The sequence below is a fragment of the Methylobacter marinus A45 genome, from assembly GCF_000383855.1.
GTDB classification, from domain to species: domain Bacteria; phylum Pseudomonadota; class Gammaproteobacteria; order Methylococcales; family Methylomonadaceae; genus Methylobacter; species Methylobacter marinus.
In genome coordinates, this window is the sequence record NZ_KB912877.1 from 3,957,647 (window position 1) to 3,982,387 (window position 24,741).

Consider the following 24,741-nt stretch of genomic DNA (forward strand, 5'->3'; position numbering starts at 1 on the left):
TTTACTGGTTATGTGAAATCAGCCACTGCTCCAGCATCATCAGGATCCAGATCATCACGCCGTAATAGGCGGCATGGCCTTGTTGCTGCGCCTTGATGATGGTCTTGATGTAGTCCGGATGGATGATGCCCCGGTTCGCCATGCCGCGCAGATTCACGTCGGCGAATTCCCGAAGTCCCGGATCGGCGCTCATCCAGAGGCCGAACGGCAGGCCGAAGCCATGCTTGCTTTTGCTCAGGGTTTCCGGCGCCAGAAAGCCGGCCATCGATTTCCGGTAAAAAGAACGCAACTGAAAGCGCTGCATCAGCAAGCCGGAGGGGATGCTGGCGGCGAATTCCACCAGATTGTCCTGCAGCAGCGGATAGTGCACGCCGACGCCGGCCAGGTCGCACATGCGGTTCACCTTGCGCAGGTCGTTATCGGCCAAGGTGATTTTGGCGTCCAGAAACAGCATTTGCTTGACCAGGTCATCGGTGCCGGCGCGGTCGTAAGTCCGCTGCAGACTGGCCAGCGGCGCCGAGGCATCGACCTGGGCCAGGAAATCGGCGGTGAAAATATCGGCGAGCGGCGTCCGGTGCAGAAAATTATAGGTTTCCATGCGCGCGGGCATGGTGATTCCGGCCTGTTCGATATAGCTTCTGACCTTGCCAAGCAGCGGGGTGATTTGGGCGACCGGTTCGATGAGGCCGCTTTTGAGCGCCAGCGGCACATGGCGGTACAGGTCGAACAGTTTTTGCTTGGCGTAGCGGGTGTTGCCGGCGAATATCTCGTCGCCGCCATCGCCGGCCAACAGTTGCCGCATGCCATGCTCGCGGGCGAATCGGGCGCAGTAATAGGCCGGGATCGCCGAGGCATTGCCGAACGGTTCATCATAGGTCCGCGCGATCAACGGAATCGCCTGGAGCACGTCCGCGGGCGTGACATAGTATTCGTGCAGGTTGACCTTGAAATGCCGGGCCGTGGCGCGGGCGTAGGCCATTTCATCGTAGCCTTCGGCATCGAAACCGATGGCAAACGCGTCGATCGGGTCGGACGATAATGTCTGGTACACGCCGGTCACGGTGCTGCTGTCCAGACCGCCGCTCAGGAAGGCGCCGGTGTGGCTATCCGGGGCGCAGGCTGAGACGGATCGGGTCAACTGGTCGTGCAGTTGCGCGCGCAGGTCCTTTTCCGGATCGGGGCTGTCGGCGTAGCTGATTTGCCAGTAAAAATCGCGCTGGATATGCCCGTCGTTGAATTCGACGAACTCGCCGGGCTGCAGTTTGGAAACGCCGGCATAGATGCTGCCAGGGCTCGGAATCATGTGAAAATACAAATAATCGAAGATCGCCTGCGGATCGAGGCCGGTTTGAACGCCAGGGTGCGCGATGATGTGATCAAGCTGCGAACCGAATACCAGCAAGTCTTTCCGGGCATAAAAAGCCAGCGGCCGGATGCCGAACCGGTCATTCGCCAGCAAGGCGTAATGCCGTCCGGGCTCCGACACATAGCAGGCAAAGGCCCCGCGTATCCTGCCTAGCACCGCACGTCCGTGACGCTGGAAGCCCTCGGCCAGCGCCTGGGCCGGGCCATGGCGTTCGGCAATCCCGGCCAGCGCGCTGTCCTGCCAGCGCGGCGAGCCTTCGATCATTGCCAGTAATGACTCCGATTGGTAAATACATGGCGCCACGGTGGAGCCGTGGCCGGCGATCTCGGTAGCCGGCCGCAGGCAGGAAACCTGCTGGGCGTTTGCGGTTAAACAGGGGTCAGCCGCTCGCTGGGCGTTGATCGCGCGCGCCAAGCCGTTGGTGTTCGTTGTTGACAGCCAGCCGTAAATAGAGCTCATCGTAGGTCCCGCCGTGAATTTTAATGTTGGATTGAACTAAAGGTCTGTTTCAGGGCTGCCGAAGGATTCTTCTTAAAAAGGGAAAGAGTCTGGCGTCTTCTTCAGCAACGGGCTCATCGATTTTCAGGGCTTTTCTGAAAATTTTGGAAATCAGCTTGTTCGATGTGGTAAGCCGGCGGCTTTTCACGTGTTTCTGGATCAACGGGCCTATGGATTCATTGCAGAAATGAAAGATCACGGCATTGTGATCGATATTATCCTCAAAGGACTCACGAGGGGACAGCAATTTGGCGATGGCATTGCCGGGGATTTCGTCCAGGGTCCATTTGGGCCATTGAAAATAATCGTAGTCTTTTCCGTATTTGGCCAGCAGCTCATTGCCGATGCCGTTCCATTGAAAATCGCTGCAATTTTCATCCAGGACCTGGTCTTGCGCTTCGATGACATTTTTTAACAATGCGCAGCCGGGACGGGCGATAAAACAGCCGATGCTCTGGCCGATATCCTGGCAGGCATAATCATAGCAATCGGGAAAATCGAATAACGGCTCGATGCTGTCCAGGGCCGCCATGTCGCAATCGATCCACATGCCGCCATAGGCATAAACCAGCCGGGTTCTGACATAGTCGGCTTTGTGGGCGGCCTTTTTTAGCCGGTGCCATTCGGGGCGCAAATCGGGTATGTATTGATTGATGCTGTCCTGATCCAGTAAGTTGAGCCGCAGATTGCCTTTATGAGTCATGATGCTTTGTATGCACAAATTGATATACTCCGGCCTGGTTTTGCCCATGTTTTCCCAATACATCCAGATATCTTTCATAGTATCCCCTTGGTAAAAAAATCAGTGACCCTTAACCTGAATATTTCACCACGAAGGACACGAACGCCTCCAGGGATGGAGGCGGTAGAATTGCGTCTGGAACGGCAATCGAGCACACGAAGGCTTTTCAATTCAATTACTTGCAAATATTTCATAATGAGCTCATGAAGTTATCTGTGAGAAATGATAATGCCATGATTTTCTTCGTGTTCTTCGTGTTCTCTGTGGTTTCATGAAATATCCGGGTTAACCATTGACAGACTTATTTGGCTTGCTAGTCAGACGTCGGTTTTTATCCCCGCAGCGGATGCCGGGGCTGTTCAGGCATCACCCGGGCGGAGCCGGGCGTATATGCCGGGACGGGCGTTTTCCTGCCGATCATTAACACCGGCATTAACAAGAGGCTGCCCGTCAACAACAGCATCAGGCTGATTAACAGCTTGGGTTCGTCCAGAAAATGCGGCCTGCGGATATTCCTGGGTTCAATGCCGGCTTTTTTTAAGCCGTCGGCGATAAACCGTAAAAAACCATTTTTATTCCAATTGATGGTCGTGGCGTACTGGTAGGATTCCTGTTCCCTTTTATAGAAAGCGATCTTGTTCGATGGCCCCCGTAATCGGATTAATTCATCCAGCCTGTCAGGTAAAATCGCCGGGTTGTCCCGTAAGTCTTGCAAGCCATAGAATCCGTTAGCCGGGTTCGGGAAAACAAGATCGAAAACAGGGTCGGCAACCGCTTTCAGTTGTTTGTTACGCACCTCAAGGGTAGTGTGAGTCGGCGTTTTATTGTCCGCGTCATATAACATGACCAGTGTGGAATCCACGTCGATCGAGTCGAGCATGGCCATCAGCAAGCGGGATTTATCGGAGCAATCGCCGCCCCGCTCCAGAACCTGGATGGGCGTGGGACCAAGCGACTTGAACAGGAAAAAGTCGTGATTTTTCCTGAAGCCCTGATTTTGATAAACCCAATGATTGATGGCGGCAAATAAATGCGGCGAATGCTCCTTACCAATTTGAGACTGTATGACTGATTTCAGGTATGCCAGATCGTTTTTATAGCTCAGGTAACAAACCGATGAACCAATGAAGCAAATCAACGATAAGCAAGCGAATGTGTTGAAACATAGGCGTCGAAAATTCATAGTAAACTCTAGGTCCGTTGATAACGCACTGTTTAAGAGAAAATCCTAAAACGTATTGTTCTACATGCCTTTTATTTACAGTTTATTGATAATGACCATAAGCGGCGCAGACCGGTTATGGATACTCACGTGCTCTGAGGCACGCCCAGGGGAAACCTGACGGTTTCTTCCTGCTTGCTTGCCAATTCCTCCAGGGCAAATTTTTTAACCAGCACGGTGATAAAGATCAGATGGTAGAGAAAATCGAAATAAGCGAGCCCTAAAAAAGCGCCGCCGACCATAAAACAGAGCAAGGATGCGCGTATCATGTAGCAGTAATTCGCTACCCATTCCATGCCTTCGACATGGCGCGTTTTGCGCGGCAGCAAGGTCAAGGTTATTAAAGTGCCCAGGATGAGCGCCAGCCAAAGGCCGAAAGCGATAAAGCCATGTTCGGAGAACATCTCGACATAGGAACTGTGCCAGTCGCGTTCGGTGAGATAGATCCAGCCATCGAATCCAGTGCCGGTAAAAGGATGGTCGAGCGTATGATTCCAGCCATCCTTCCAGACAATGATTCTACCCATTGCCGAGGCATCCTGATTATAGGTTTCAAGGGTTTGCATGCGGCTGAACCACTCTTCAGGCAAATAATCCTTAACGAAAAAAGCCCCGATCATCATCATGGGAACCACAAGGTACTTGCGCCGGCTATGCCAGATCAATATGAAGCCCAGGGCGACCAGGGACAGCAGGGCGCCGCGCGACCAGGAACTCAACGAAGCGGTATAGATGAAGGGAATTGCCATGTAGATTCCCAGTTTAATCCAGCGGTTCGCCGTTTCTCTGCGCCAGATCAACAACAGCGGCACTGTCATCAGTACGGCCAGGGCAAATAAATTATTCTCTTCGAACTGAGTGGAGGGCGGACCGTAAACGCGATAGGAAAAACGGGTCAAAATAGCGAAGATGCCGCCTTTGACCGCAACCAGGGCAATGGAAGCGCCGATAGTCACGATTAGGTAATACAACTTTTGGCGCGTATTGATAAGAATCAGGGTAAAAATGAACGGCAGGTAGATTTTCGTGATAACCCAGAATCGACTCCAGGCAATATCGGGCAAGTAGGCCTGCCAGGAGCTGATAATGTAATAAAACCAGAGCATCAGGAATACGGGAATACGCCAGTCCCTGGGAAGGGGTTGCTTATCCTTGGTCAGAAAGGCGCTGACCGAGACCACCAAAAAAAGCACATAATAAACCGGCAGGCTTCTGACAAATCCCCAGGCATAAGCATGAGGATTTAAATAGCTGAAAATGGCAAGCGATAAAACGCCCCACCATGGCTTTTTCAGGGCGGCGACAATACAGCCGGTTAAGAATATGAGTACGACGATATCACGCATAATCGTTATAGGGTTTTAAATGTTACGGAGCATCGGATTCATAAAATGCCATCATCTAATAAAGTCATTCGTTATAGCTTTCTGGTCTGAAGCAGGCCGAAAATTTCCCCTAAAGTAGAGGCGCACCGCATCAGATAAAACCGGGTTCTGTTGAGGGATAAGGAAAAAACAGTCCCGATCATATGATTGAATAATTGGCGCCATAAATATAAGGGCACGGCGCGGCGCATCGGGTTACAGGTCAGGGTGAAAGAGCGGTTGCGCTGGAAGCAGTTGGCCATTAAATAATTCAGCCGCAGGCGTTTTTTATCAACATAATGGTATTGAACGATATCGGGGATATAGTAGAAGGTTTCGCCTTTTCTTAACGCCCTGAGAAAGAAATCGGTGTCCTCGCTGCCTACCAGGTTGTGCCCCGTAGGCCCCAGCTTTTCGGAAAACAGTCCCACCCGCTTAAACACGTCTCTATGGATGACGACCCAGCCGCCGCCCGGCAGCGGCGCATGGGATTTTTCCGTTAATCGCAAGGGCTGCTGACCCAGATCGAAATACGGAATGGGCAAGGGGTATATTTTGTATTTGCTGGTGTCATGTATCCAATCGGGTTCATCGCCCTGCCAGTCGGGAAAGATAGGACCGCAAAACAGCGCGGTATCAGGAAAGTTATTTATAGCCTTGGCGATAGCGGCAAAATAGTTCAGGTCAACCCGGTGGTCGTCATCGATAAAACACAGATAACCTTCCCGCACCTGGTTTACGGCACGGTTTAATGCATAGGATTTCCCTGCTTTCGGCTCTTCGGCAAAAGACAGCGGTAATAAATTGTATTCCGGTTGCAGCTCCCGGTACTGCTGAAGTTTGCTTACGGTTTCGTCCGTGCAGGCGTTTGCAATCACCAGAATATTGATTTCGCAATGATCCGGTTTATGGGCCGCGTTAAGCGAATCAATTGCCGAGGCAAGCAGTTGAAAACGATTATGTGTACAGATAATGACGGTCAGTTTCATTATTGCGCCAATCCTGGTCAGTCCTCGAGGGTTAATGACTCTAGTTAATGAGCTAAGCCGGCATGAAGTGTTGAAAAAGACAGGCCGGCTTATTGCCCGGGTTCTGGCTCTATTTTTTCGCCTGCAGTTTTTTCAAGCGCTTGTTCAATGCTCTCGAATGGGGCTTGATTTTCAGGGCTTGATTGACCACTTTCAGGGCCTCGTCGTTTTGTCCCCGCTCATAATAGATATCGGCTAATCGGGTATAAGCGGGTACAAATTTCGGATTCAGTTGAATCGCTTTATTGAGATACATCACTGCATGGGTAACGTTTTTCAATTCGAGGAAAATATCAGCCTTAGTCTTGAAGATATGGGGCAAGAGACGGAAATTGGGGTGTGAACTGTGCTCGACATAATCTATTTCACTCATGGCCGCGTTTAATTGTTCGGCAATATCCACTCTTTTGGTATAGCGATGCGCGTCGTTAAAGGTAAGCAGCGCCGCGCAGTAGTGATGGACATGAATAAAGTCACCGCCCAGCCTTCTTTGCCAACTTTTATAAGTCGGATGTTTATCGGAGTATGATCTTGCCTTGCAAAAAGGCGGAAGCATGCTCCAGTCTTTGTCGCTCTTGGGCCAGATGGTAATGGCCATGCCTGGTTTAGAAAGTGTGATCGATGCTGCTATGATTAGGATAAAAAATATTTTAGTCATAATAGCCACTTGTCAGGATTTGAGAGGTTGATTTTTCCAGCAAAGAAACTTGCCCCAGATGCTGCCTAACGCATGCGAGGCATTCATCGCCTGCCGCAGAGATCCGGATTGCTCCTTGACGGCCATGTCGACAGCCAGCAGAAAATGCCGCATGAACTGAAGAATCATAAAAGGCGGAACGCCCAGGATGCTTCGATTGAAATCGGGTATTTCATGCAGGCCTGCTTTTTTGCCGCTGAGATAATGCAGCTTCAAAAAATACGAGCGTCTGATTTTTTCCGCCGGGATCAGATGCAGAATTTCCATGTCCGGTTCGTATACCAGGCTGAAGCCGCGCGCCAGGCACATGTCGAGCATCCTGGCGTCCTCGCCGCCGCCGATGCCTTTTCCCCTGCGGTTATAGCGCGTATCAAAGCGTAATCCTTGCCGGAATACGCGCGTGTTATAGGCAATGTTGCCGCTCCAGATGGGGGTGGCGGCGTCGGTGATTCGAAATGCCCGGTCGCTGTGGTCGACTTCGCCATAGAACGGCAACAGATCATCGCTGAGCCAGGCGGGGCGATGGGGCAGGGCAATGGATATTTTGCCGCCGACGCAATCGATGTCTTGATCGCCCAATTGTTTTAGCGCCGATTTCAGCCAGTTTGGCGCCGGCATCTCGTCCGAATCGATAAAGGCCAGATAGCGGCTGGACAGGCTTTCCTCGATCGCCCGGTTGCGGGCAAACGCGATGCCTTGCTCAGGCTCGTTGACATAACGGATCGGTATGCCGTTGGCTGGGGAGAAGCCAAGCACCAGCGCCTGGGTATGATCGGTGCTGTTGTTATCGACGATCAGGATTTCAAACGGCATGGGGCAGTCCTGAGCGATCAGCTTTTCGAGCAGATTCGGCAGATAGTGCGCGGCATTGTAACTGCATATCGCGACGGTAATCTGGTCTTTGACGGCGGCCGGAGCATTCATTGGCTGAATTTTTGCAGCAGGGTTTGATGAAGGGGCAATGGCAGCAGCGACGGCAGCATGTATTTCCAGTCCCGTATCGAACCATAGCCATGGCGCATGACTTTCCTGAAAATGATGCGGGCCGAGCGGATGTCGCGTTTCCAGTAACATTCAAAACCGCGGCGCAGCAGCTCGCCATGCATCAAGCGCCTGATCCTTCGGGCGCCCAGCTTATCGGCGGCCAGGGGGTGCCGATCGAGGAAAACCCGTTGCGCGTTCCAGTGGTTGAGAGCGGCTCTTTCCTTGTTGCGCGTGGCTTGCAGGCCGTCATGGAAGTGATAGAACGCCAGCACTTCCGGCACCCGCTGGATAGGGTAGCGGGTGCCGATTTTCAGCCATAACAGAAAATCCTCCGACGTGACCAGGCTTTCATCGAACAGGCCGGCCTCGAAAATCAATGCTTTTTTGCTTAGGCAGGCATGAATGGGCCAGCAGCAATTTTCGAACAATAACGCCAGCTTGTCGGCTGTTTCATAGTCGGGCGGCACGTAGGGTTCGCCCTGTCCGCCGGGCAGTCCGATATTCTGCCAGCCGCAATAGGCCAGCGCCGCCGACGGAGCCGCGCATAAAGCCTGATACAGTTTCTCGAGACATTCGGCATGCCAGGTGTCGTCGGCATCCAGAAACGCGATCAGCTCGCCTTTCGCCGCCTTGATGCCCTGATTGCGCGCCCTGCAGACGCCCGCGTTGGCTTGATCCAGAACACGAAGCCGGGGATCGCCAATGCTTTGAAGCAGGCTCCAACTGCCATCCGTGGAGCCGTCGTTGACAACGATCAATTCCAGATTGTCGTAAGACTGGCGAAACACGCTCGCGAGACTGGCGGCCAGATGCTTTTCTGCGTTGAAGCAGGGCATAACGACGGAAATCAGTGGTCTGGCGTCCATCATGCCCCTCCCAGGCGCGCCTTGAGGCGATCGGCAACGTAGGACTTCATTTTGGGCCAGCTCACATCATTATCGGCAAAGGTCAGCTTGCGGGCGAAAACCGACAAGGAATCGCCGGCCATGACGGCAACGCGCCGGATTTCCAACAGGTTGTCATTGACCACGCCGAAACCGGAGCGCGTGGCGAAGGCAGTCTGATAACCGGCGGATTTTGTCGCGGATAAAACCTGCCGGTCATACAAGCCATAGGGATAAGCAAAGCTAGTGACGGGCCCATTCAACAGTTGGGACAGATAGTCTTTCGAGCGGTTTAATTCCTCATCGATTTGCTTGGCAGCCAGTTCGGGAAGCCGGCAGTGAGTATGCGTGTGCGAGCCTATTTCCATGCCGGACGCATGCATTTCCGCCAGTTGCGAGGCAGTGAGTAACTGACAGGAGGGAGCGTCGTCGTCAATCCAGGAAGACATCTGCCCCAAGTCTTTAGTGACCACAAACCAGGTGGCGGTCATGCGGCGTCTGGCCAGTTCCTCAAAGGCGGGAAAGTTATCGGCGTAACCGTCGTCAAAAGTTAGCAGAACCGTTTTGGCGGGCAGTTTCCCGTTACCGGCTGCCAGCTGCCTGGCGCTGACCGTTGTCCAGCCGTTGTCCTGCAATACATCGAGTTGCTCGCAAAAGCTTTGAAAAGACAAGGCCCACTGCCAGTCCGGCCGGGTCTTGCCCGGCGTGATCGAATGGTACATCAGCGATATGATGCCGTTTCGCCCGGCGCCGCTTAATAGCTTTGTTGACAAGGGATCAATATACATAACAGGTCACTTTGCCGTATATCAAATCGTAAGGAATGCACCCATATCGAATGGGGCCGTTTTTTACTAAAAAAAACAAGCAGGCAACTTAAAGCCGCATCCGGCCCGTCGCCTTAAAGGCATCGGTGTCGTACAAAAGCAATTGACCAGTTGACCCTGGGACTGGCCAAGCGTTCAAATTATTTCATGCCGGCTGCCCGCGCAGTCGCCTAACGAGTTTTAAAGGGTTGTAAGCTATACCATATCAACAGCTTGAACCGCTGCTTTATCGATTGTTGTTCAAATTCCAGTAATTTATGGTGAGCGGTGTTGATTTCGCCCAGCAGTCCTCTGAGCATTTCCAGCTCGTGTCCGGAAATGGGCGGCGGTCCTAACTGTCTGGCGGTTTCGGCGATCATGAGAAACTGCTGGGCATATTCAAGGCTGGAGAATTTGGTTAACACTGATTTTTTTCCCATGGCGCCGAGTTTCGCGGAAAAAACGGGGTCATTCAATAGGCGAACGACGGCATCCGCCGCGGCATTTTCATCGGCCGGAGGAACCAGCAGTCCGTCATGCTCATGCATGATGCACTCCCGCAGTCCCTGGCACGCCATGGCTACGACCGGTTTTTCCAGGGCCATGGCCTCCAGCGCGGCAAGACCCTGGCCTTCGAATACAGCGGTTGACAGAAAAATATCGCTTTGCGCGATCAGACCGGGCACATCACTTCTAGGTCCCAGTACAACTAACCGGTCCGCCAGATTTAAACGTTCAACTTCAAGTTCGAGCTGCTTTACCGCATCGGACTCTTCCTTGGGGCCGACGATAATGAAAAACGTATCGGGGCGATGCTGGCAAACACGATGAGCAACACGTGCAAAACCGGCAAAGTCTTTTTGCGCGGAAATCCGGCCTATGCCCATGACCAGCGTCGCCTTGTCCGGCAGCCCCAGGTCCGAACGGATATCCGTTGAGGAAAGCCGCGCAAGGGATCTGAGACCGTCTACATCTATGCCGTTGTATAAAGTGGTAATGCGGGCATTGGGCAGGTTTTCCAGCAGCGAGCGATTGACATCGTCTGAAACGCCGATAAGCAGCGTGCTTAATTGCTCAAGCAGTCCGGCGTAGCCGCTGGAACCGATTGAGTCGGCATATCGCTTGAGATCGAAATCGAAAGGGCTGTGGATATGCCAAATAGCCGGCACTTTGCATCGGGCGGCGGCTAATCCGGCATGCAGCAAATGTCCGGTATTGATATGAACGACATCAGGCGCTTCTTGCCTGATGAGTTTCAGTAATTCTTCGCTTTGGCTGAAAGACTCGGCAAAAAACCTGAATCCGGCCCGCCAGGCTTCGCTGGAACAACAGGAAAACGGGATTATCCGGTACGGAATCCGGTTTTCCGCAAGAAAGTCCGAGACATCGCCCGTTTCAGGAATAACGGCAATAGGATCGCCGCCGATTTTTTTTAGGGTGGATAATAAAGTACAAGTGGTTTTATCGACACCGTTTTTTAAATTGCTGTGATGAAAAATATGCAGTGTTTTCATAGGCCAAACCGGTTTTCTCAAGTTCACGGTGGGCAAATGGCCTGAACGACAGCCATTCGTGAGTCATTATGCGCCATATCCTGCCTATGTTCGGAACTGCAAAATGACCGATAAGGGCGCTGTTGGAAATAACGATCGAACGGGGATGACGCAGAGGAACCGTCTGTTCCATGCTTCCAGCGATACACAGGCATGAGCCCTCGAGCGCAGGCCGCTGTTTCCGATTCCAGGCAATAAAGTGAGGCGTCGCTGTTTAAAGGAAGAAAAAGGAAGGGCAATGAAACCAGTTCGCACGGTATTTCTCCTCGTCAGATCAATATTCTTAAAGAGTGAAACGGCTAACTTGTTGAAGCGGCTTGATTATTTGAGCCGGAATTGATGCGTGAGCCTGATTATCACAGAATAGGCCGAGCAAAGCAATGGTTCTCCGCTTCGCCCTGCTCTGGCCAGCGCGTCGTTTATCTCTGGTCCATAGCGCTCAATCAGCTGCCTGAATAATGCAAAACGAATGGGTGAAGGCACTTTTTTCACGAAAAAATCCCGGAAATCCGTTCTGTTTTTCCAGTGAGGGTAAAAAGCGCCGGCGCGCGCGATGGCATCCAGCTTTCTCGCAATCACTTCGGCCTCGGACGCATTCAGTTTTCCCCAAACGGCTTTATCCGGAAGCGTGCCTAGCGCCGAATCGAAATACCAGATGAGCATATGCTGTTTGAAATGGTGCGTCACACGGTTTTTCAGGGAGAGGCAGGGTATGTATTGCCGATAGTAGCCATCGGCCAGAACCAGTTCGTTGCGATGCGCGAGTCCCATGGCCAGGGCGGTTGAAAAAGCGCTGCCGCATTCGCTTGCCGGAAGCTGTAGTTTTTCAAGCAGGCTGCGCTGATGGCAGAAGCCGCTTAAAATAATCCGATTTTGGCCTAACAGTGTCTCTTGCGTCCATTTCGGATGCGGCGCAGGGTCCTTATAAGGCAGGCCGTGTTCATCCAGCGCCTCCAGATAATATCTGTTCGACGGGACGTAAACCAGGGGGAATCCCAGCTGCAGTTTTTTCAGGGCGTTCAGGGCACTGACAGCATCAAAGCGGCAGTTGGGTTCCAGATAGGCGATATAACGGCCCGATGCGGCTTTCAAAGCGGCTTCCCAGGGCGAGGTTTTGAGGATCGCTTTTGTTGATATCAGGATTACGCCGCGAGGCGCTGGAATATTATCGTCCACGGCGCCCGGTTCGGTCGGAAAAACCACGATTTCAGCACCGGGGATGCATTCATGGATATTGGCGATGCGCTCAAGCAGATCGCTGTCGGCCGTTGAATAGGGGAGCAATACGCTGAGTTGATTGGATCGGGCTTTGGCCGGCTTGAAATCCGCGGGCGGCGAATCGTCGGCGGAGGCTAATCCGTATCGGGCTTCAAGCTGATGGGCGAACCAGGGCAGGCCGCTGTTTCGCAGTTCCGCCGCCAATGCGTCGGCAGCCGGTAACCGGCCCTCGAACCACTCCAGAATCCGATATTCAAGCGCTGAAAAATAAGCCTCCGGCTGGGGTGTCGATTTGAGTGCCTGAAGCAAATACGAACGGTCTTCACCCGGCAAGGTCTGCCGCAGTTTTTCGTCGAACCAGGTGCCTTCGGGAAAGCTCATCAGCAGATTGCGGGCCGATTGCAAGGCCTGGTCCGGATCAGTGTGCGATAGCCGCGTAAAACCTTCAGTACGTGTTTTTACCACAAATTCGGTTTGACGCCTGGCCTTGCCATGAGTAATTCCGTCAGGGTTCAGCCGCCACTTGAAAAGGACAAAAGGCAGGTTTGAGAATTTGCCGCCCTGCATTTGCATGCGCATAAACAAATCATAATCGACGCAAAGACGGCCTGCCTCCTCACCGTATCCGCCGACCGCCTCCATCGATCTGCGCCGGATCATGGTAGTTGGATGATGCAAGGCATAGTAACCATACATTAGCGCCTGAATCATGGCGGGTTCGGTTGCATGGGTGTCAATGCCCGCTTCGTCCCCGTTCGGTTTGATCATTAACCATTGGCTGCCTACCGCATCGATTTCGGCATGCGTGTCGAGAAAATCCTTTTGCAGGGCGAATCGCCCCGGCAGTGATATATCGTCCGCATCCATAACGGCAATGTATCGTCCCCGGCTGTTTTTTAACGCCAGATTCCGGGCCGCGCCGACTCCGCTGTTGGCCTGTCTGAATAATTTAATTCGGGGGTCTTGCTGGGCGAACTTGTCCAGAATTTCCAGACCGCCGTCGGTGCTGCCATCATCAACGACAATCAATTCAAAATTCTGAAAAGATTGGGACAAAATACTGTTAATTGACTCAGCCAGGAACGGTTCCGTATTAAAAACCGTAAGGTTGACGCTGATATCAGGTGCGGAAACGGTCGGCATAAAAATCAATTTGTTTTTTGAGTTAACCGCGCTTTTAATTTGGGCGGACAATCACCATAAGTTCCTGAGAAATAATGAAGTAAACCATACAGCAAAGCGAGATAATAGGGCTGTTCAAACCGGTTAAAGAATTGTCTTTGCCATGTGTTAATTCCCCAATAGATAGTTTTTAAGTTGATTTCTCCGGTTTCTTTAGATATGGATAGAAGGGGAAAGAATTCTTTAATAAATCTTTTTAGAACAAAAGAATATTCCTTTAGTGATAAATGGCGCTTGGCCCACAAAAGCTGATTTCTGGTTATAAAATACTTCCACAGAGGGGATTGGCCTCCAAATGAAGATGAAATTTTGTGCCAAATTTTAGCATCAGGAACAGAGTAAATTTTGTACCCATTTTTCCTTGCCCTCCGGCACCAATCATTTTCTTCACAATTTAAAAAAAATAAAGGGTCCATGCCTCCTATCCTGTTAATTAACTCTTTATGGACAAATAGCGCGCATCCCAAAACATATTCCACTTCATAAGATTTGGTATCAGGTAAGCTTGATTCACGGAGTCCAAGACACACAAACTTTTGCCGGTGATTTTTAAAATCCCAATTAGCGCCCGCTGCCCAAATCACATCAGGCTGGTCATAATAAAAAATGGTTGCGCCTAAAATACCAGCATCAGGTAAAGAAGCATACGCATCATTAAAAGCTTGCAAAAGATTGGGATCAACTATCGTATCGTTATTCAAAATAATGACCGCATCCGCACCATGAGCCAAAGCATATAGCATGGCGCGGTTATTGCCTTCCGCAAAGCCCAGATTAGCGCCATTTTCTAAAATATGAATGTCAGGATAGGCTTGTCGTATAACTTCGACAGAATCGTCGGTCGAGCCGTTATCGGCGACAATGATATTGAAAGAAGGATAAGTGACAGCCTGGAGAGAAGTCAGGCATTCCAGTGTATCTTCCTTGCCGTTCCAGTTTAAAACGATAATTGAAATATGAGGCTGTGATTTTTTTTTCATGGTTTTGTTGTCCTGTTGACATATTTATCTCAACCAGAGCAGAAATTAAGCCTGGACAGAATTATTTCGAGTAATCTCGAATAGGTAAAAGCACTAACATTTAATATATGTTTCTATCGCTGACAGGCAGCGCTGTAATGTTTAGCCTAAAGAGACTGTGAAAGAATTAGTGAAAACATTATAAAAACCTTATTCATCACGAAGATGAAAATTAAGTTAATCCATGGCTTAAACTTCGTGCTTTTAATTGCAGTTCCAGGCGCAATTTCATCGCCTCCACCCTGTAAGGCGTTCGCGTCCTCGGCAATAGCTTCTGCGTTGCTGATTTCAGTCCAGTTCCATTAACTTGTTTACCATGTGATCAACTCGATTGTTCCAATTTTCGGCTTTTACGGCTTCAATTCTCATAGCGCTTTTTTCCAGGTTATCTGTTTCAAATGTCATATCAATATTGCGGACAAAGGTATCGTAAGATTCTGACAGCATGACAAGCTCTCCCCATCTTTCAGTGCCGGCAACCCTGGTTGAAACGATAGGCCTTCCAGAGGCCAAATATTGAAACAGCTTTAACGGACTCATGGAGCGGCTGTATTCGTTATCCTTGTGGGGTATCAGGCAAATATCCAGATTCCGGAGAAAGCAAGGCGCCTGTATATGAGGAACAGGGCCGATGTATTTTACATTCGATAGCTCAGTGATGCCTGAAGGTTCAACTAGTCCCTCGTCAGGTCCCGCGATAAGCAACAAACAATCGGGCCTCATAAGAGCAACATGTCGTATTAGTTCGATATCGGTACGTTGAGAAATAAACCCTAAATAGCCCAGCCTGGGCTGGACGTTGTTTTTTCTAAACGGAAAATCGGAGGGAGCGGATATAAACCTTTCACTGACGCCATTTTCAATAAACAAACAATTATTACTAAGCTTAGAGAATATAGAATAGTTAACCGCCGAGGAAGTAATAACCAAATTAGCCGATTGGCTCAATTCGCTATATTGCAATTTGGCGAACGCTATCGTCTGGCTGGACTCATCTCTAAAACTTTTATTATCAACTATCTGGGTTACCAGTGTTTTATGAGGAATACTATTGATTAATTCGGGAATAAACGGGTGCGGAGGGTAGAGCCATAACACGGTATTATCTTTACGGTATCCCTTGAAATAAAGGTACAAACGTATCAGCCTGAGCGGCGGATATTTATTGTTAAACCATGTCCTCAAACGGTATCCGATGCCGATTCTGTTAATGGACTGCCAAAATGGCGTAATAACCGTCAGGTTTTCAGTATGTTTGTGAATGGCCGCCATGAATTGTTGGTTGTCGGTTTTGACAGGCGGGAGCACGCAGGTAACTTGGCAGGTATTGGGATGCCTGGAAAGCGCTAAGGCAATTTCTTCGTAGGCTCTTCCATATTTGCCCCAGTCATTCATGAACCAGAACAGAACAATATTTTTTTTCGCCGTCATTTTTTTGCCCAAAGTTAATCTGTGTTTATGCGGATAACTACAAAAAACCAACTTTTTCAGGCTTCCTTGTCAATAGCAGGCCAATAGACCTCTTACTAACACCTACAGGTTGAAAAAATGTCATGCTTATGCGGCATTTTCATGCCAGTCGTTAGTTATCTCTACAATGGGGGCAACTCTGTTGCTCAGTTATATTGTTCCGCCGGACATCTGGCAGCCCGATTTCTAGCCTCTGCCGAAATCGATAGGCATTCCCGAATATTTTCAGCGAATGCCGATACATTTACCGACGACGCTCCCTGTCTCCGCTTTTTCTCTTGTCGATAATTTTGAGGTAGGGCAGCAGCGCATCGCTTATTGGAACATGATCCGCGAACTCTTGTCCGGACAGGAAACGCAACAGTAAAACGGCATAAGGCCTTGATTGATTTGATGCCGAAAGGCATCAAATCAAAACTGGAATGCGGCGGTCCGGCGCAAAGAAACTGTACTTCGCCATTTAATGCGGCGATTGCCTCGCAGGCTATGTCCAGGCAACTGTTTAATAAACTCCGGCTATTTGATTCTTTAAACAACAAATGGTTCGTTGTATTTATTTTCATGGCACAAGTGGCAGGGTCGGGCAATATAACTGAACCAACGAAATCCATGGGTAAAACAGTTAGCGCTTAAAACGCCAATTAATATAACGATCCATATAATATTTCAGAAATAGCAGCGGCCGCGTGTAAGGCGGCGATTCCCTTATAATGGACAAATGAGTTGTGTTTCTTTCAGATGTTTTAAGCACATTAACTGTTTCCTCCAGATAGGCACGTCCCCAGCGATTATCAGGCTCCAGATGATTGCCTTCTGCCCATTCGTTCCATGCATTGATAAAAATTATTTTTTCATCCCCGCTGAATATCCTGTTGGTATTTTCCACTGCTTCATTAAGCCAGTAACCATATTTTTCCGGAGTGGAATTAATGAATGTTACTCCGCCTTCCTTACGTCTGGCGCTGTTGTCCCAATTCGGGGTTACACAACGGAACTTTTTATAATCAGGATTTGGACGTCTGATCATGGCTTTTACAACTTCGTCATAGTCAAAAACTTTTCTATTGATTAAGCCTTTTGGAAATAGATTTAACCGGCCGAAAAATTGATATATTTGGGTATCAAATGGTTCTATTCCAGCGTAACTTCGATTGGGTACAAATTCAACGGAAGCATCGAATCCGATAGAATTGGGGGCAGTTTCATCGCTAAATGATTCTACGCGGGCGAGGTAAATATCACCAATGCCTTCTTTTAAAGCCACTTCCCGCCATATTTCAGCCGTATGTTGAGGATCGGGTAATAATCCGGTGCGGTAAACCAGAAACAGAGGTCTGTTATTAATCCTGATGTAACGGTCATCTTGAAAGGCTGGCAACAAGTTCCTGATATGGATCAGGTCGTCTTCATGGCTATATTGTTGTCGAAGCAGAACATGGTTTTCGCCACCATTCCAGGCACGAGTCCAGTTTTCATTGGCCCAGCAAAGGCAGAACGGAAAATCAGGCTTGCGGCTTTCCAATACCTTATTGAATGGCTGTTCAAGAATTCTTCGACCATTGAACCAATAGTGGTAATAACAAAAACCATGGATACCATATTGACGCGCGAGCTCGGCTTGTGCTTCACGCGCTTCGGGCAACCTTAGGTCGTAAAAACCGAGATCGGCGGGCAAGTGCGGCTGATAGTGCCCGGGAAAAGCAGGTCTGGCTTTGGTGACATTGTGCCATTCGGTAAAACCGGGCCCCCACCATTCATCGTTTTCAGGTATTGGATGGAATTGAGGCAGGTAGAAAGCAATAGCGCGAATATCTGGCATTATTTCTCTCTCTAAATCTTGTCTGCTGAGCCGTAGTAACGGTTCACGGATTCCAACTGAGACTGCACATTGTCGGCATATGCTTGTAGTGTGAATTTTTGATTAACGCGGTCTCTGCCCGCGGCAGCCAAGCTTGTGGAATGCTCTGGGTCGCTTAGTATGCGCTTAATGGCTTGCGCCATTTGAGAAGGGCCGCCTAAGGGGACGAGCAAACCGGTTACCCCGTCAATAATGATTTCTTCGGGTCCTCCGCATTTTGTCGATACGACTGGAACGCCGGCTGCCATTGCTTCTATAACGGTGCGACCGAAAGGTTCCTCATCCGCTGCAGTGACGGCTAAGTTCACGCCCGCCAGAATTCGGGGAATATCGGAGCGACAACCGACAAAACGAAAATTCCTTTCCAACCCATGCTCTCGCACGCGATTTTGAACAAGCCGAACATAGTCGGAAGGGCCATCGCCGACCACAAGAAAAGTGACATCGGATAGGGAGACGACCAAGTATGAGGCCGCGTCAGCAAACAAAAACAGGCCCTTTCTCGGAATGATCGAACCGATGATGGCGACGATTTTGTGGTCCTTTGGGATATCAAGTTCAGATCGCAATGCGTAAGAGGCGCTCTCGCGATCAATGTCGAATTTCTCGGTGTCGATGCCGTTATATATAATGGCAAGTTTATTGCGCAAGGGATAATACGCATAGGCTCGGTAAAGGTGACGAGAATTGACCAGTACCCGCCATGATAGGGCATGTATAAGCCCCAAAATCATAAATGATGGCAAAAGGGCGCGTAACTGACTGTTTCCTTTGACCTGCTCGCGCAGGTGCCATACATGAGGGCGATGGGTCATTTTCGCGGCTATAGCGCCTTCGATACAAGTGATCGTATTCGTGTAAACAATATCAATGTTATGCCGTTCAATCAGATGGGCAAGCGCCCAGGCACGGCCTCGTAGTCCTCGCGTGAACGTTTTGGCTCGATGAAACCATGGTTTTTCAATGGCTTTTCCCGCCGCTATCCAATGAACTATTGGGAGCAGGATCACAGGGATATTTAAATTCCGTATCGCCACCGTTAATGGGCCTTCATGATGCGCAACCACCCATGGTTTAAAACGGTTGCGATCTAATTTTTGCAGTAAGCCGAGCAATGAAAGTTGGGCGCCGTACAGACTGGAATCATGTGAGATAAATAAAACATGAACCGGCTTTTTCATGGACAGTCAAGGCTGCAGTGTTAAAACGGCTATGCCTTTTCCCTGCGGTATATGGAGACGACGCAATTCCGGATATTGTTTAAGCCAGTTGGTCACGATAGTTTGTTCGCCGGGGCGATTGGCATCATCAAGCACAACAACAGCATTATCGCTAAGGAAAGACCGCAGTACGGGCAGCGCCGGCTCTCGTGCATAGTCCATATTTTCAGCAAAAGCAGGCGGTCCATCTATCACTACTAAATCCAGCTTCGTATCGGCCACAATTTCAGGAATACCCGAATACCAGGGTAAATCAAAGCCTGCCAGTGGCTGCAAGGGGCAATGCTTAAAAGTTACCAGTTGCTCGACTCCATTTTGACGAGCTAAATCTTGTGTGTTTTTTAAGAATCTGGACTCGTGATCCACGGAGATATGCAACTTGGGCGGGGCGTCCATTAGCTGAAGAGCGCGGGCAATGATGATAGTGGAGCTGCCGGACCCGAGTTCGAGGATTGTACGCGGTTTATATTCTTGCAGTATGAAAAGCAGGTGCCTGGCATGCCATGCGTCTATGCTGGGGCCGCCTAAAAACACCGGAAATTGAAATCCAAGGGCGGATAAGCCTGTTGCATTCACGGCTTCTTCTTTTGCGATGTTGATCGAATTTTTAGTCTGCTGAAGCATATGTTCCATTTGTGTCTCTGCCTGGCTGAGCTTTATATATGCTTTTTGCATTTGTTCATGCATATCCCACAAAGACTGCCGCAATTTGAAGGCCAGCAATGCAATAATGAGCAGAACGAGACTAAACCCAATTATAAGTATTGTGGAAACTACGGTATTGTTCATGCTTTTCCCTAGTGGCGAAATTCCAGGTTACGGGCAGATAGGTCAGTGTGCCTTCCGGTAACTGTGGAAGATGTTCAGGTTTGACGTCGATGGAAAGGGTAATTAAATTGGTGCCCCCGCCCAAGGGGCGGCGCGACCAGTCATAAACTCCGATACCCAGGCCATAGGGGCCGGGCGAAAGCGAGATGCCGGGGATGGTTACTTCAATGATATTCTCGCCAGCGGCAAGATCGACGGGATCAGCCTGCATGAGAGAGCTGGCCTTGGCGACAAAGATCATTTCGGCGTTGTGCAGGCCGATATTGATCTCGGCATTTTTGATGGCATGGCGGCAATAGAGCTTGATGCGGAAATTGAGATCGGAAAACAAGGGAACGCTCTTGACGCCATTGATTTCTTGGCAGGAGGCCAATTCGATCTCGCGCACTTCAACTTCCTCGGGGCCCTTGCGGGATTTGGTTTGGGCTTGTTGCTGAAGCTGAGATTGACTTTTAGCGGTGCTTTCATCGAAAAACAGTTTGGACACCTGTCCCGGCGTGCCATCCAGTTCCACCTGACCCTGCCGGAGCAATATCATCCTGGAGCACATGCGCTCCAGTTGCCTGACATTGTGCCCGACAATCAAAACAGTTCGGCCTTCATTCTTGATGAGCGTTTCCATCCGGTTTATGCACTTGCGCTGGAAGGCAATGTCGCCTACCGCCAGAACCTCGTCCACAATCAGGATGTCGGCTTCGATGCTGGTGGCAATGGAAAATCCGAGTTTAACGGCCATCCCCGAGCTATAACGTTTAACCGGGGTGTCGATAAACTGTTCCAGCTCGGAAAAGGCAATAATCTCGTCCAGTTTCTGCTGAATGACTTTTTTAGGCATGCCGAGTATGGAGCCGTTGAGAAAAATATTTTCCCGTCCCGTCAGTTCCGGATTGACGCCGGCGCCCACTTCGATTAACGGGGCAACGCTGCCGCGTACGATGACGTTGCCTTTGGTAGGCTTGGAGATGTTCGCCAGGTGTTTAAGCAACGTGCTCTTGCCGGCGCCGTTATGGCCGATGATGCCGACCACTTCGCCTTCCTCGACATGGAAGGTGACATCGTCCAGCGCCTTGAATTTTTCCCGTTCATGGATAGGCCTCCGGCTCAGCCGCCTTAAGACGTTAAGCGCATTTTCCTTCAGACTGGTGATATGACCGAGCTGGTATTCTTTGGTTAGGTGATTGACTTCTATAATAGGCATGATGTTTTTCAAGTCTCGTTATGTTCAGCCAGTTGAGTATCAAATATTCAATGTTTATGACAGCACCTAATTCAAGTGGAGCGGCACTCCGCGCATTTCCTAGTTCCTGAGTTACGCCTTTCTTTGTCAAATCTGATGACGCTTGGTTCCCAAGTTAGATTCATTTTGGCCGTCGTTGATGAAAGGCCGGTATTTTTTGAAGATTTTTGTAGATACGGTACGGTTTGATTTTCTACGAGGATAGCCCGTCCAACACCGTATATCGCTGTAAACAGGGCTATTTTACACATAGTCACCGGTTTCAGGTCCAGTCAGGCGTTCATATGATATCCGCAAACCAGTTTTCGGCACGCTTAAAATAAAGGTAACTGAGCGGCAGGATAAGCATTGTCAGGATTAATCCGGGCAGGAGTGAATCAAAGTCCGGCGGCAGTCCTTTCAGCAGCACCCGCTGGCAGCTGTCGATAATACCCGCCAGGGGATTGAGCGTATATAGCGTGTAAAGTCTTTCCGACCATTCGCCCGCAGCCTGTTCCTCGAGTAGTTTTTTCTGTACCAGGCTCAGCGGGTATATGACCGGCGAGCCGTACATTAGCAGGGACAGGGCGACCGGCAGGGCTTGGGACATATCGCGGTAATAGACATTGATGGCGGCCCCGAAGAAACTGATGGTGAGCGCGACGACCATGGTGTAGAGGACAATGACCGGCGTCCACAATGCATGGATCGTTGGCATCACCTGATAGTACATCATCATGCCGGCGAGTATGAAAAAGCTGATGGTCAGTTCCACCAGTTTGGTGACCATGGCAGTCAGCGGAAATACCTCGCGCGGAAAGTATATTTTTTTGATCAGTGCGGCATTGGAAGTAACGCTGTTTACCCCTTCCGAGGCTGATTCCTGAAAGAATACCCAAGGCAGCAGGGCTGCAAAAGTGAGTATGGGGTAGGGTATGTCCCCGGTCTCTATGCCGACAAAACTTCTGACCAGGGTGAAAATCAGCATCAGCATGACCGGTTTCAGCACCGCCCATAAAATGCCCAGATAGGCCTGCTTATAGCGGATCGCTATATTTTTCCAGGCCAGGGCGGTAATGAGTTCCCGGTATTGGTAGAGGTTTCTGGCGATCGTAATCATAGGTATGGGCTCAAATCAGCGTATCGTATAGGTTCTGGATAAGCTCAACGTGTCGCTCCACGGCGAAAGTATCGAGCGCTTTCTGTCTGGCGGCCGTGCCAAGTTGAATCCTTAACTGCGGATTGCCGTAAAATTTGCAAATAGCCTGAGCAAGACTGTGCGCGTCTTTCCGGGCGAACAGCAGCCCGGTTTCGTTATCGTCGATCATTTCCGCCGCGCCGCCATGATCGGGGCCGATCAGCGGACGGCCCATGGCCATCGATTCGATCACCATCGTGCCCAGCGGCTCAGGACTGGTGGAGGCCGAGACGGCGATATCCAGACCATTATAGGCGGTCGCCATGTCGGCTATATGGCCGGTGAAGGTCACCAGGTCCTGCAAGTTTTCCCTGTCGACGCGCTGACGCAACATCTTCTCGTAAGCCAGGCAATCATCCGGTGTGCCGCCCACTATCAGCATTTTCAGATTGGGGATTTTGTCTTTTAGTAGATGGGCGGCGTCAAGGAAGAGTTCCTGACCTTTCCAGGGAATCAGCAAGCCCACCAATCCGACGGCGAAACTGTCCGCGGGTATCTTGTACTGTGCCCGGAATTGCCGGCCGTTCGCCTGCGCGTTTAATTTTTCGAGTTCGATGCCGTCGTAAACAACGCGCATTTTTTCGGCGGGAACACCGAGTTGGTTTTGCATGTTATCGGCGACCCAATGCGAGACGGGGATGAAGTAATCCGGCAGGCTGAACGCCCAGTTCATTAAACGGGAGCCTGTCTGATTGCCGCGCACATGGCAAACCACGGGCCGCTTTAGCACTTTTCCGACCAGTAATGCGGCTCTGTTGCATAAAGGTTCGTTGTTGGCATGAATCAAATCGGCTTTAAAGCGCCAGGCTGTCCAGAGCAGTTGCACAAAGAAGGGCAGAAAGTTGGCAATATCATCGGTTCTGGCTAATAGCTGGTTGATGACAAAGCGCAGGCCGGGGATTTTGTCGGGCCAGTCTTGCGAGTCCAGCTTCAGATGCGCGCCGGCAATGTCAATGTGCCGGTCGGGTAAATGTCGCCATTCCGCTTCAGCGGCGATTTCCTGGTACTGAAGCCCCGTGCGGCCCGTGATTACCATGGGTACGAACCGGCCGCGGTCCAGGTTTCTGACCAGATGCCGCAAACAGATAATAGCGCCGCCATAGCCTATGCCGTTTTCAACGAAGAGAATACGTTTTCTAGCGTTTAAGCTCATGATCAGGCGTCCCGGCGTGAGGTTTTGTGCGTCTGGAAACGTTGCTCCGCTAAAAATCAGCGGCAATCCGTCCAAGCGTTCCGACTCTTTTAATAACCAGTCGGCTAGGATTATAGAGAGTTATCCGCTTGTGAAACATAAAAATTCCCTTAAAAAAAGTGGGTTGCGACGGAGTTGCGTATAAGATCTGTTTCTTTACCAGCACGCTTGATCTGCCGGCATCCGCCTGACCGGGCGCCGGGTTTTTATTCTGACTGGAGAAAAAGTATGCCGATGTCCTCAACTCATCCGACATTTTCAGTCATTATCGCCACCTATAATGGCGCGGCTACGCTTTCTCGCGCCGTTGACTCGGTGCTGGCGCAGTCCTATAAAAATTTCGAAATCATTGTTGTCGACGATGGCTCAACCGATGATACGCCGGCCGTTATCCGTCGGTACGGCGCTAAAGTGCGCTATCACCATCAGTCTAACTCGGGCGTTTCAAATGCCCGCAATACAGGAGCAAAACTGGCGCGGGGCGAGTGGCTGGCTTTTCTTGATGTCGATGACTGGTACTATCCGCACCGTTTGGCCTGGCACGCACGGTTGCTGCAAAGACAGCCCGATCTGGACTTTCTGATTGGCGATTATGATTACGGGCGGGCCAATGGCGAGGTGATGCGCCGCGCGATCGATAGCAGCGGTTTTGGCGCCATGGTTTTGGCATCGGCCGATGAGCATGACACGGCTATCGTCGATCTTGATGACATGGCGCAATTCATTCCGTCTTATTTTGGCCATACATCGACCTTCTCCGTGCCGCGCCGGACGTTCCTGCGGTTGGGCGGTTATGCGGAATCGTTTAGCATCGGCGAGGATCTGCACCTGCTGATTCGCGCCTGTGCCCGCAGCCGGTCAGTCGGTATCGTTTGCAAACCGATGGCGTTTTATTGCGTGCATGATGCGGGCCTGATGCGTTCAGATACCGTTTCCGCCCAGATCAGGAACGTGGAAACCTTGTTATCGCTGAAGCATGAGTTGGAGCAGGCGCCCGCGCCGGTGAAACGGGGGTTTTTAAAGGCGTTGATGAATGCGAGGTTTGATCTGGCGGTGGCTTTGATACGAAACAGGAAGCGCTTGAGAGCAATTGCGTCTTTTTTGCCGGCCCTGGCCGATAATGCTTCCTTGCACAGCTTCAGAATGCTGCTGTCGGTCATGAAAGGTTAGGGACGATGATTCGGCTATCGCATTCA

21 protein-coding genes are annotated in these 24,741 nt (G+C 50.5%); 2 read left to right on the forward strand and 19 right to left on the reverse strand.

Annotation, left to right across the window (positions count from 1 at the left end; all coding sequences use genetic code 11):
* Nucleotide 1: 1 nt before the first annotated feature.
* The 13 genes from METMA_RS0118710 to METMA_RS0118770 all read right to left on the reverse strand — a co-directional run bounded on the left by METMA_RS0118710 (nucleotide 2) and on the right by METMA_RS0118770 (nucleotide 15,994).
* Nucleotides 2-1,825 carry an asparagine synthetase B family protein gene (locus METMA_RS0118710; RefSeq protein WP_020160640.1) on the reverse strand — a complete coding sequence of 608 codons (1,824 nt, stop codon included), beginning with the start codon at nucleotides 1,823-1,825 and terminating at the stop codon, nucleotides 2-4.
* A gap of 49 nt (nucleotides 1,826-1,874) precedes the next feature.
* Nucleotides 1,875-2,645 carry a capsular polysaccharide synthesis protein gene (locus METMA_RS0118715; RefSeq protein ID WP_020160641.1) on the reverse strand — a complete coding sequence of 257 codons (771 nt, stop codon included), beginning with the start codon at nucleotides 2,643-2,645 and terminating at the stop codon, nucleotides 1,875-1,877.
* A 292-nt stretch (nucleotides 2,646-2,937) separates the two neighbouring features.
* A complete protein-coding gene (locus METMA_RS0118720) occupies nucleotides 2,938-3,789 on the reverse strand; it encodes a hypothetical protein (RefSeq protein ID WP_020160642.1) in 852 nt (283 codons plus the stop codon).
* Between the two features lie 125 nt (nucleotides 3,790-3,914).
* Entirely contained in the window at nucleotides 3,915-5,174 is a 1,260-nt protein-coding gene (locus tag METMA_RS0118725) for a putative O-glycosylation ligase, exosortase A system-associated (protein WP_020160643.1), read from the reverse strand.
* Nucleotides 5,175-5,245: 71 nt separating this feature from the next.
* A complete protein-coding gene (locus METMA_RS0118730; RefSeq protein ID WP_020160644.1) occupies nucleotides 5,246-6,181 on the reverse strand; it encodes a glycosyltransferase family 2 protein in 936 nt (311 codons plus the stop codon).
* Between the two features lie 109 nt (nucleotides 6,182-6,290).
* A complete protein-coding gene (locus METMA_RS0118735; RefSeq protein ID WP_081917788.1) occupies nucleotides 6,291-6,878 on the reverse strand; it encodes a tetratricopeptide repeat protein in 588 nt (195 codons plus the stop codon).
* A gap of 12 nt (nucleotides 6,879-6,890) precedes the next feature.
* On the reverse strand, nucleotides 6,891-7,841 hold the full coding sequence (locus tag METMA_RS0118740; RefSeq protein ID WP_020160646.1) for a glycosyltransferase: 951 nt from the start codon (nucleotides 7,839-7,841) through the stop codon (nucleotides 6,891-6,893).
* Nucleotides 7,838-8,770, reverse strand: a complete 933-nt coding sequence (locus METMA_RS0118745; RefSeq protein ID WP_020160647.1) for a glycosyltransferase family 2 protein — start codon at nucleotides 8,768-8,770, stop codon at nucleotides 7,838-7,840. The genes METMA_RS0118740 and METMA_RS0118745 overlap by 4 nt, the downstream gene beginning before the upstream one ends.
* Complete coding sequence (locus METMA_RS0118750; RefSeq protein WP_020160648.1) at nucleotides 8,767-9,573, reverse strand: polysaccharide deacetylase family protein; 807 nt, start codon at nucleotides 9,571-9,573, stop codon at nucleotides 8,767-8,769. The genes METMA_RS0118745 and METMA_RS0118750 overlap by 4 nt, the downstream gene beginning before the upstream one ends.
* Before the next feature lie 209 nt (nucleotides 9,574-9,782).
* Nucleotides 9,783-11,105, reverse strand: a complete 1,323-nt coding sequence (locus tag METMA_RS0118755; protein WP_020160649.1) for a glycosyltransferase — start codon at nucleotides 11,103-11,105, stop codon at nucleotides 9,783-9,785.
* A gap of 360 nt (nucleotides 11,106-11,465) precedes the next feature.
* Nucleotides 11,466-13,505 (reverse strand): glycosyltransferase family 2 protein, encoded by a 2,040-nt coding sequence (locus METMA_RS25930; protein WP_156830558.1) that lies wholly within the window; start codon nucleotides 13,503-13,505, stop codon nucleotides 11,466-11,468.
* Between the two features lie 5 nt (nucleotides 13,506-13,510).
* Nucleotides 13,511-14,524, reverse strand: a complete 1,014-nt coding sequence (locus tag METMA_RS25100) for a glycosyltransferase family 2 protein (RefSeq protein WP_020160651.1) — start codon at nucleotides 14,522-14,524, stop codon at nucleotides 13,511-13,513.
* Between the two features lie 327 nt (nucleotides 14,525-14,851).
* On the reverse strand, nucleotides 14,852-15,994 hold the full coding sequence (locus METMA_RS0118770) for a glycosyltransferase (RefSeq protein WP_020160652.1): 1,143 nt from the start codon (nucleotides 15,992-15,994) through the stop codon (nucleotides 14,852-14,854).
* 420 nt (nucleotides 15,995-16,414) lie between these two features.
* Here METMA_RS0118770 and METMA_RS0118775 point away from each other — a divergent pair, with 420 nt between their 5' ends.
* On the forward strand, nucleotides 16,415-16,666 hold the full coding sequence (locus METMA_RS0118775) for a hypothetical protein (RefSeq protein ID WP_020160653.1): 252 nt from the start codon (nucleotides 16,415-16,417) through the stop codon (nucleotides 16,664-16,666).
* Here METMA_RS0118775 and METMA_RS0118780 read toward each other — a convergent pair.
* The 6 genes from METMA_RS0118780 to METMA_RS0118805 form a co-directional block, all read right to left on the reverse strand.
* On the reverse strand, nucleotides 16,656-17,852 hold the full coding sequence (locus METMA_RS0118780; protein ID WP_020160654.1) for a glycoside hydrolase family 99-like domain-containing protein: 1,197 nt from the start codon (nucleotides 17,850-17,852) through the stop codon (nucleotides 16,656-16,658). The two genes, METMA_RS0118775 and METMA_RS0118780, sit on opposite strands and share 11 nt — an antisense overlap.
* 11 nt (nucleotides 17,853-17,863) lie before the next feature.
* The gene (locus METMA_RS0118785) at nucleotides 17,864-19,072 is read right to left on the reverse strand and encodes a glycosyltransferase family 4 protein (protein ID WP_020160655.1); all 1,209 of its coding nucleotides are present in this window, start codon (nucleotides 19,070-19,072) and stop codon (nucleotides 17,864-17,866) included.
* Between the two features lie 6 nt (nucleotides 19,073-19,078).
* Complete coding sequence (locus tag METMA_RS0118790) at nucleotides 19,079-19,900, reverse strand: class I SAM-dependent methyltransferase (RefSeq protein ID WP_027147454.1); 822 nt, start codon at nucleotides 19,898-19,900, stop codon at nucleotides 19,079-19,081.
* Entirely contained in the window at nucleotides 19,857-21,137 is a 1,281-nt protein-coding gene (locus tag METMA_RS0118795) for an ABC transporter ATP-binding protein (protein WP_036249495.1), read from the reverse strand. The genes METMA_RS0118790 and METMA_RS0118795 overlap by 44 nt, the downstream gene beginning before the upstream one ends.
* Nucleotides 21,138-21,456: 319 nt before the next feature.
* Nucleotides 21,457-22,275, reverse strand: a complete 819-nt coding sequence (locus METMA_RS0118800; RefSeq protein ID WP_020160658.1) for an ABC transporter permease — start codon at nucleotides 22,273-22,275, stop codon at nucleotides 21,457-21,459.
* Between the two features lie 10 nt (nucleotides 22,276-22,285).
* The gene (locus METMA_RS0118805; RefSeq protein ID WP_020160659.1) at nucleotides 22,286-23,506 is read right to left on the reverse strand and encodes a glycosyltransferase family 4 protein; all 1,221 of its coding nucleotides are present in this window, start codon (nucleotides 23,504-23,506) and stop codon (nucleotides 22,286-22,288) included.
* A gap of 267 nt (nucleotides 23,507-23,773) precedes the next feature.
* Between METMA_RS0118805 and METMA_RS0118810 the strand changes: the two genes are divergently transcribed.
* Complete coding sequence (locus METMA_RS0118810; RefSeq protein ID WP_020160660.1) at nucleotides 23,774-24,715, forward strand: glycosyltransferase; 942 nt, start codon at nucleotides 23,774-23,776, stop codon at nucleotides 24,713-24,715.
* Nucleotides 24,716-24,741: the final 26 nt, after the last annotated feature.

What these genes read in the sequence shown, in the direction of transcription:
- METMA_RS0118730 (WP_020160644.1), bottom strand. Translation starts at nt 6,181, where the DNA reads ATGAAACTGACCGTCATTATCTGTACACATAATCGTTTTCAACTGCTT.
- METMA_RS0118785 (WP_020160655.1), bottom strand. Translation starts at nt 19,072, where the DNA reads ATGAAAAAGCCGGTTCATGTTTTATTTATCTCACATGATTCCAGTCTG.
- METMA_RS0118780 (WP_020160654.1), bottom strand. Translation starts at nt 17,852, where the DNA reads ATGCCAGATATTCGCGCTATTGCTTTCTACCTGCCTCAATTCCATCCA.
- METMA_RS0118800 (WP_020160658.1), bottom strand. Translation starts at nt 22,275, where the DNA reads ATGATTACGATCGCCAGAAACCTCTACCAATACCGGGAACTCATTACC.
- METMA_RS25100 (WP_020160651.1), bottom strand. Translation starts at nt 14,524, where the DNA reads ATGAAAAAAAAATCACAGCCTCATATTTCAATTATCGTTTTAAACTGG.
- METMA_RS0118735 (WP_081917788.1), bottom strand. Translation starts at nt 6,878, where the DNA reads ATGACTAAAATATTTTTTATCCTAATCATAGCAGCATCGATCACACTT.
- METMA_RS0118720 (WP_020160642.1), bottom strand. Translation starts at nt 3,789, where the DNA reads ATGAATTTTCGACGCCTATGTTTCAACACATTCGCTTGCTTATCGTTG.
- METMA_RS0118790 (WP_027147454.1), bottom strand. Translation starts at nt 19,900, where the DNA reads ATGAACAATACCGTAGTTTCCACAATACTTATAATTGGGTTTAGTCTC.
- METMA_RS0118715 (WP_020160641.1), bottom strand. Translation starts at nt 2,645, where the DNA reads ATGAAAGATATCTGGATGTATTGGGAAAACATGGGCAAAACCAGGCCG.
- METMA_RS0118770 (WP_020160652.1), bottom strand. Translation starts at nt 15,994, where the DNA reads ATGACGGCGAAAAAAAATATTGTTCTGTTCTGGTTCATGAATGACTGG.
- METMA_RS0118750 (WP_020160648.1), bottom strand. Translation starts at nt 9,573, where the DNA reads ATGTATATTGATCCCTTGTCAACAAAGCTATTAAGCGGCGCCGGGCGA.
- METMA_RS25930 (WP_156830558.1), bottom strand. Translation starts at nt 13,505, where the DNA reads ATGCCGACCGTTTCCGCACCTGATATCAGCGTCAACCTTACGGTTTTT.
- METMA_RS0118810 (WP_020160660.1), top strand. Translation starts at nt 23,774, where the DNA reads ATGCCGATGTCCTCAACTCATCCGACATTTTCAGTCATTATCGCCACC.
- METMA_RS0118755 (WP_020160649.1), bottom strand. Translation starts at nt 11,105, where the DNA reads ATGAAAACACTGCATATTTTTCATCACAGCAATTTAAAAAACGGTGTC.
- METMA_RS0118740 (WP_020160646.1), bottom strand. Translation starts at nt 7,841, where the DNA reads ATGAATGCTCCGGCCGCCGTCAAAGACCAGATTACCGTCGCGATATGC.
- METMA_RS0118795 (WP_036249495.1), bottom strand. Translation starts at nt 21,137, where the DNA reads ATGCCTATTATAGAAGTCAATCACCTAACCAAAGAATACCAGCTCGGT.
- METMA_RS0118745 (WP_020160647.1), bottom strand. Translation starts at nt 8,770, where the DNA reads ATGATGGACGCCAGACCACTGATTTCCGTCGTTATGCCCTGCTTCAAC.
- METMA_RS0118805 (WP_020160659.1), bottom strand. Translation starts at nt 23,506, where the DNA reads ATGAGCTTAAACGCTAGAAAACGTATTCTCTTCGTTGAAAACGGCATA.
- METMA_RS0118725 (WP_020160643.1), bottom strand. Translation starts at nt 5,174, where the DNA reads ATGCGTGATATCGTCGTACTCATATTCTTAACCGGCTGTATTGTCGCC.
- METMA_RS0118710 (WP_020160640.1), bottom strand. Translation starts at nt 1,825, where the DNA reads ATGAGCTCTATTTACGGCTGGCTGTCAACAACGAACACCAACGGCTTG.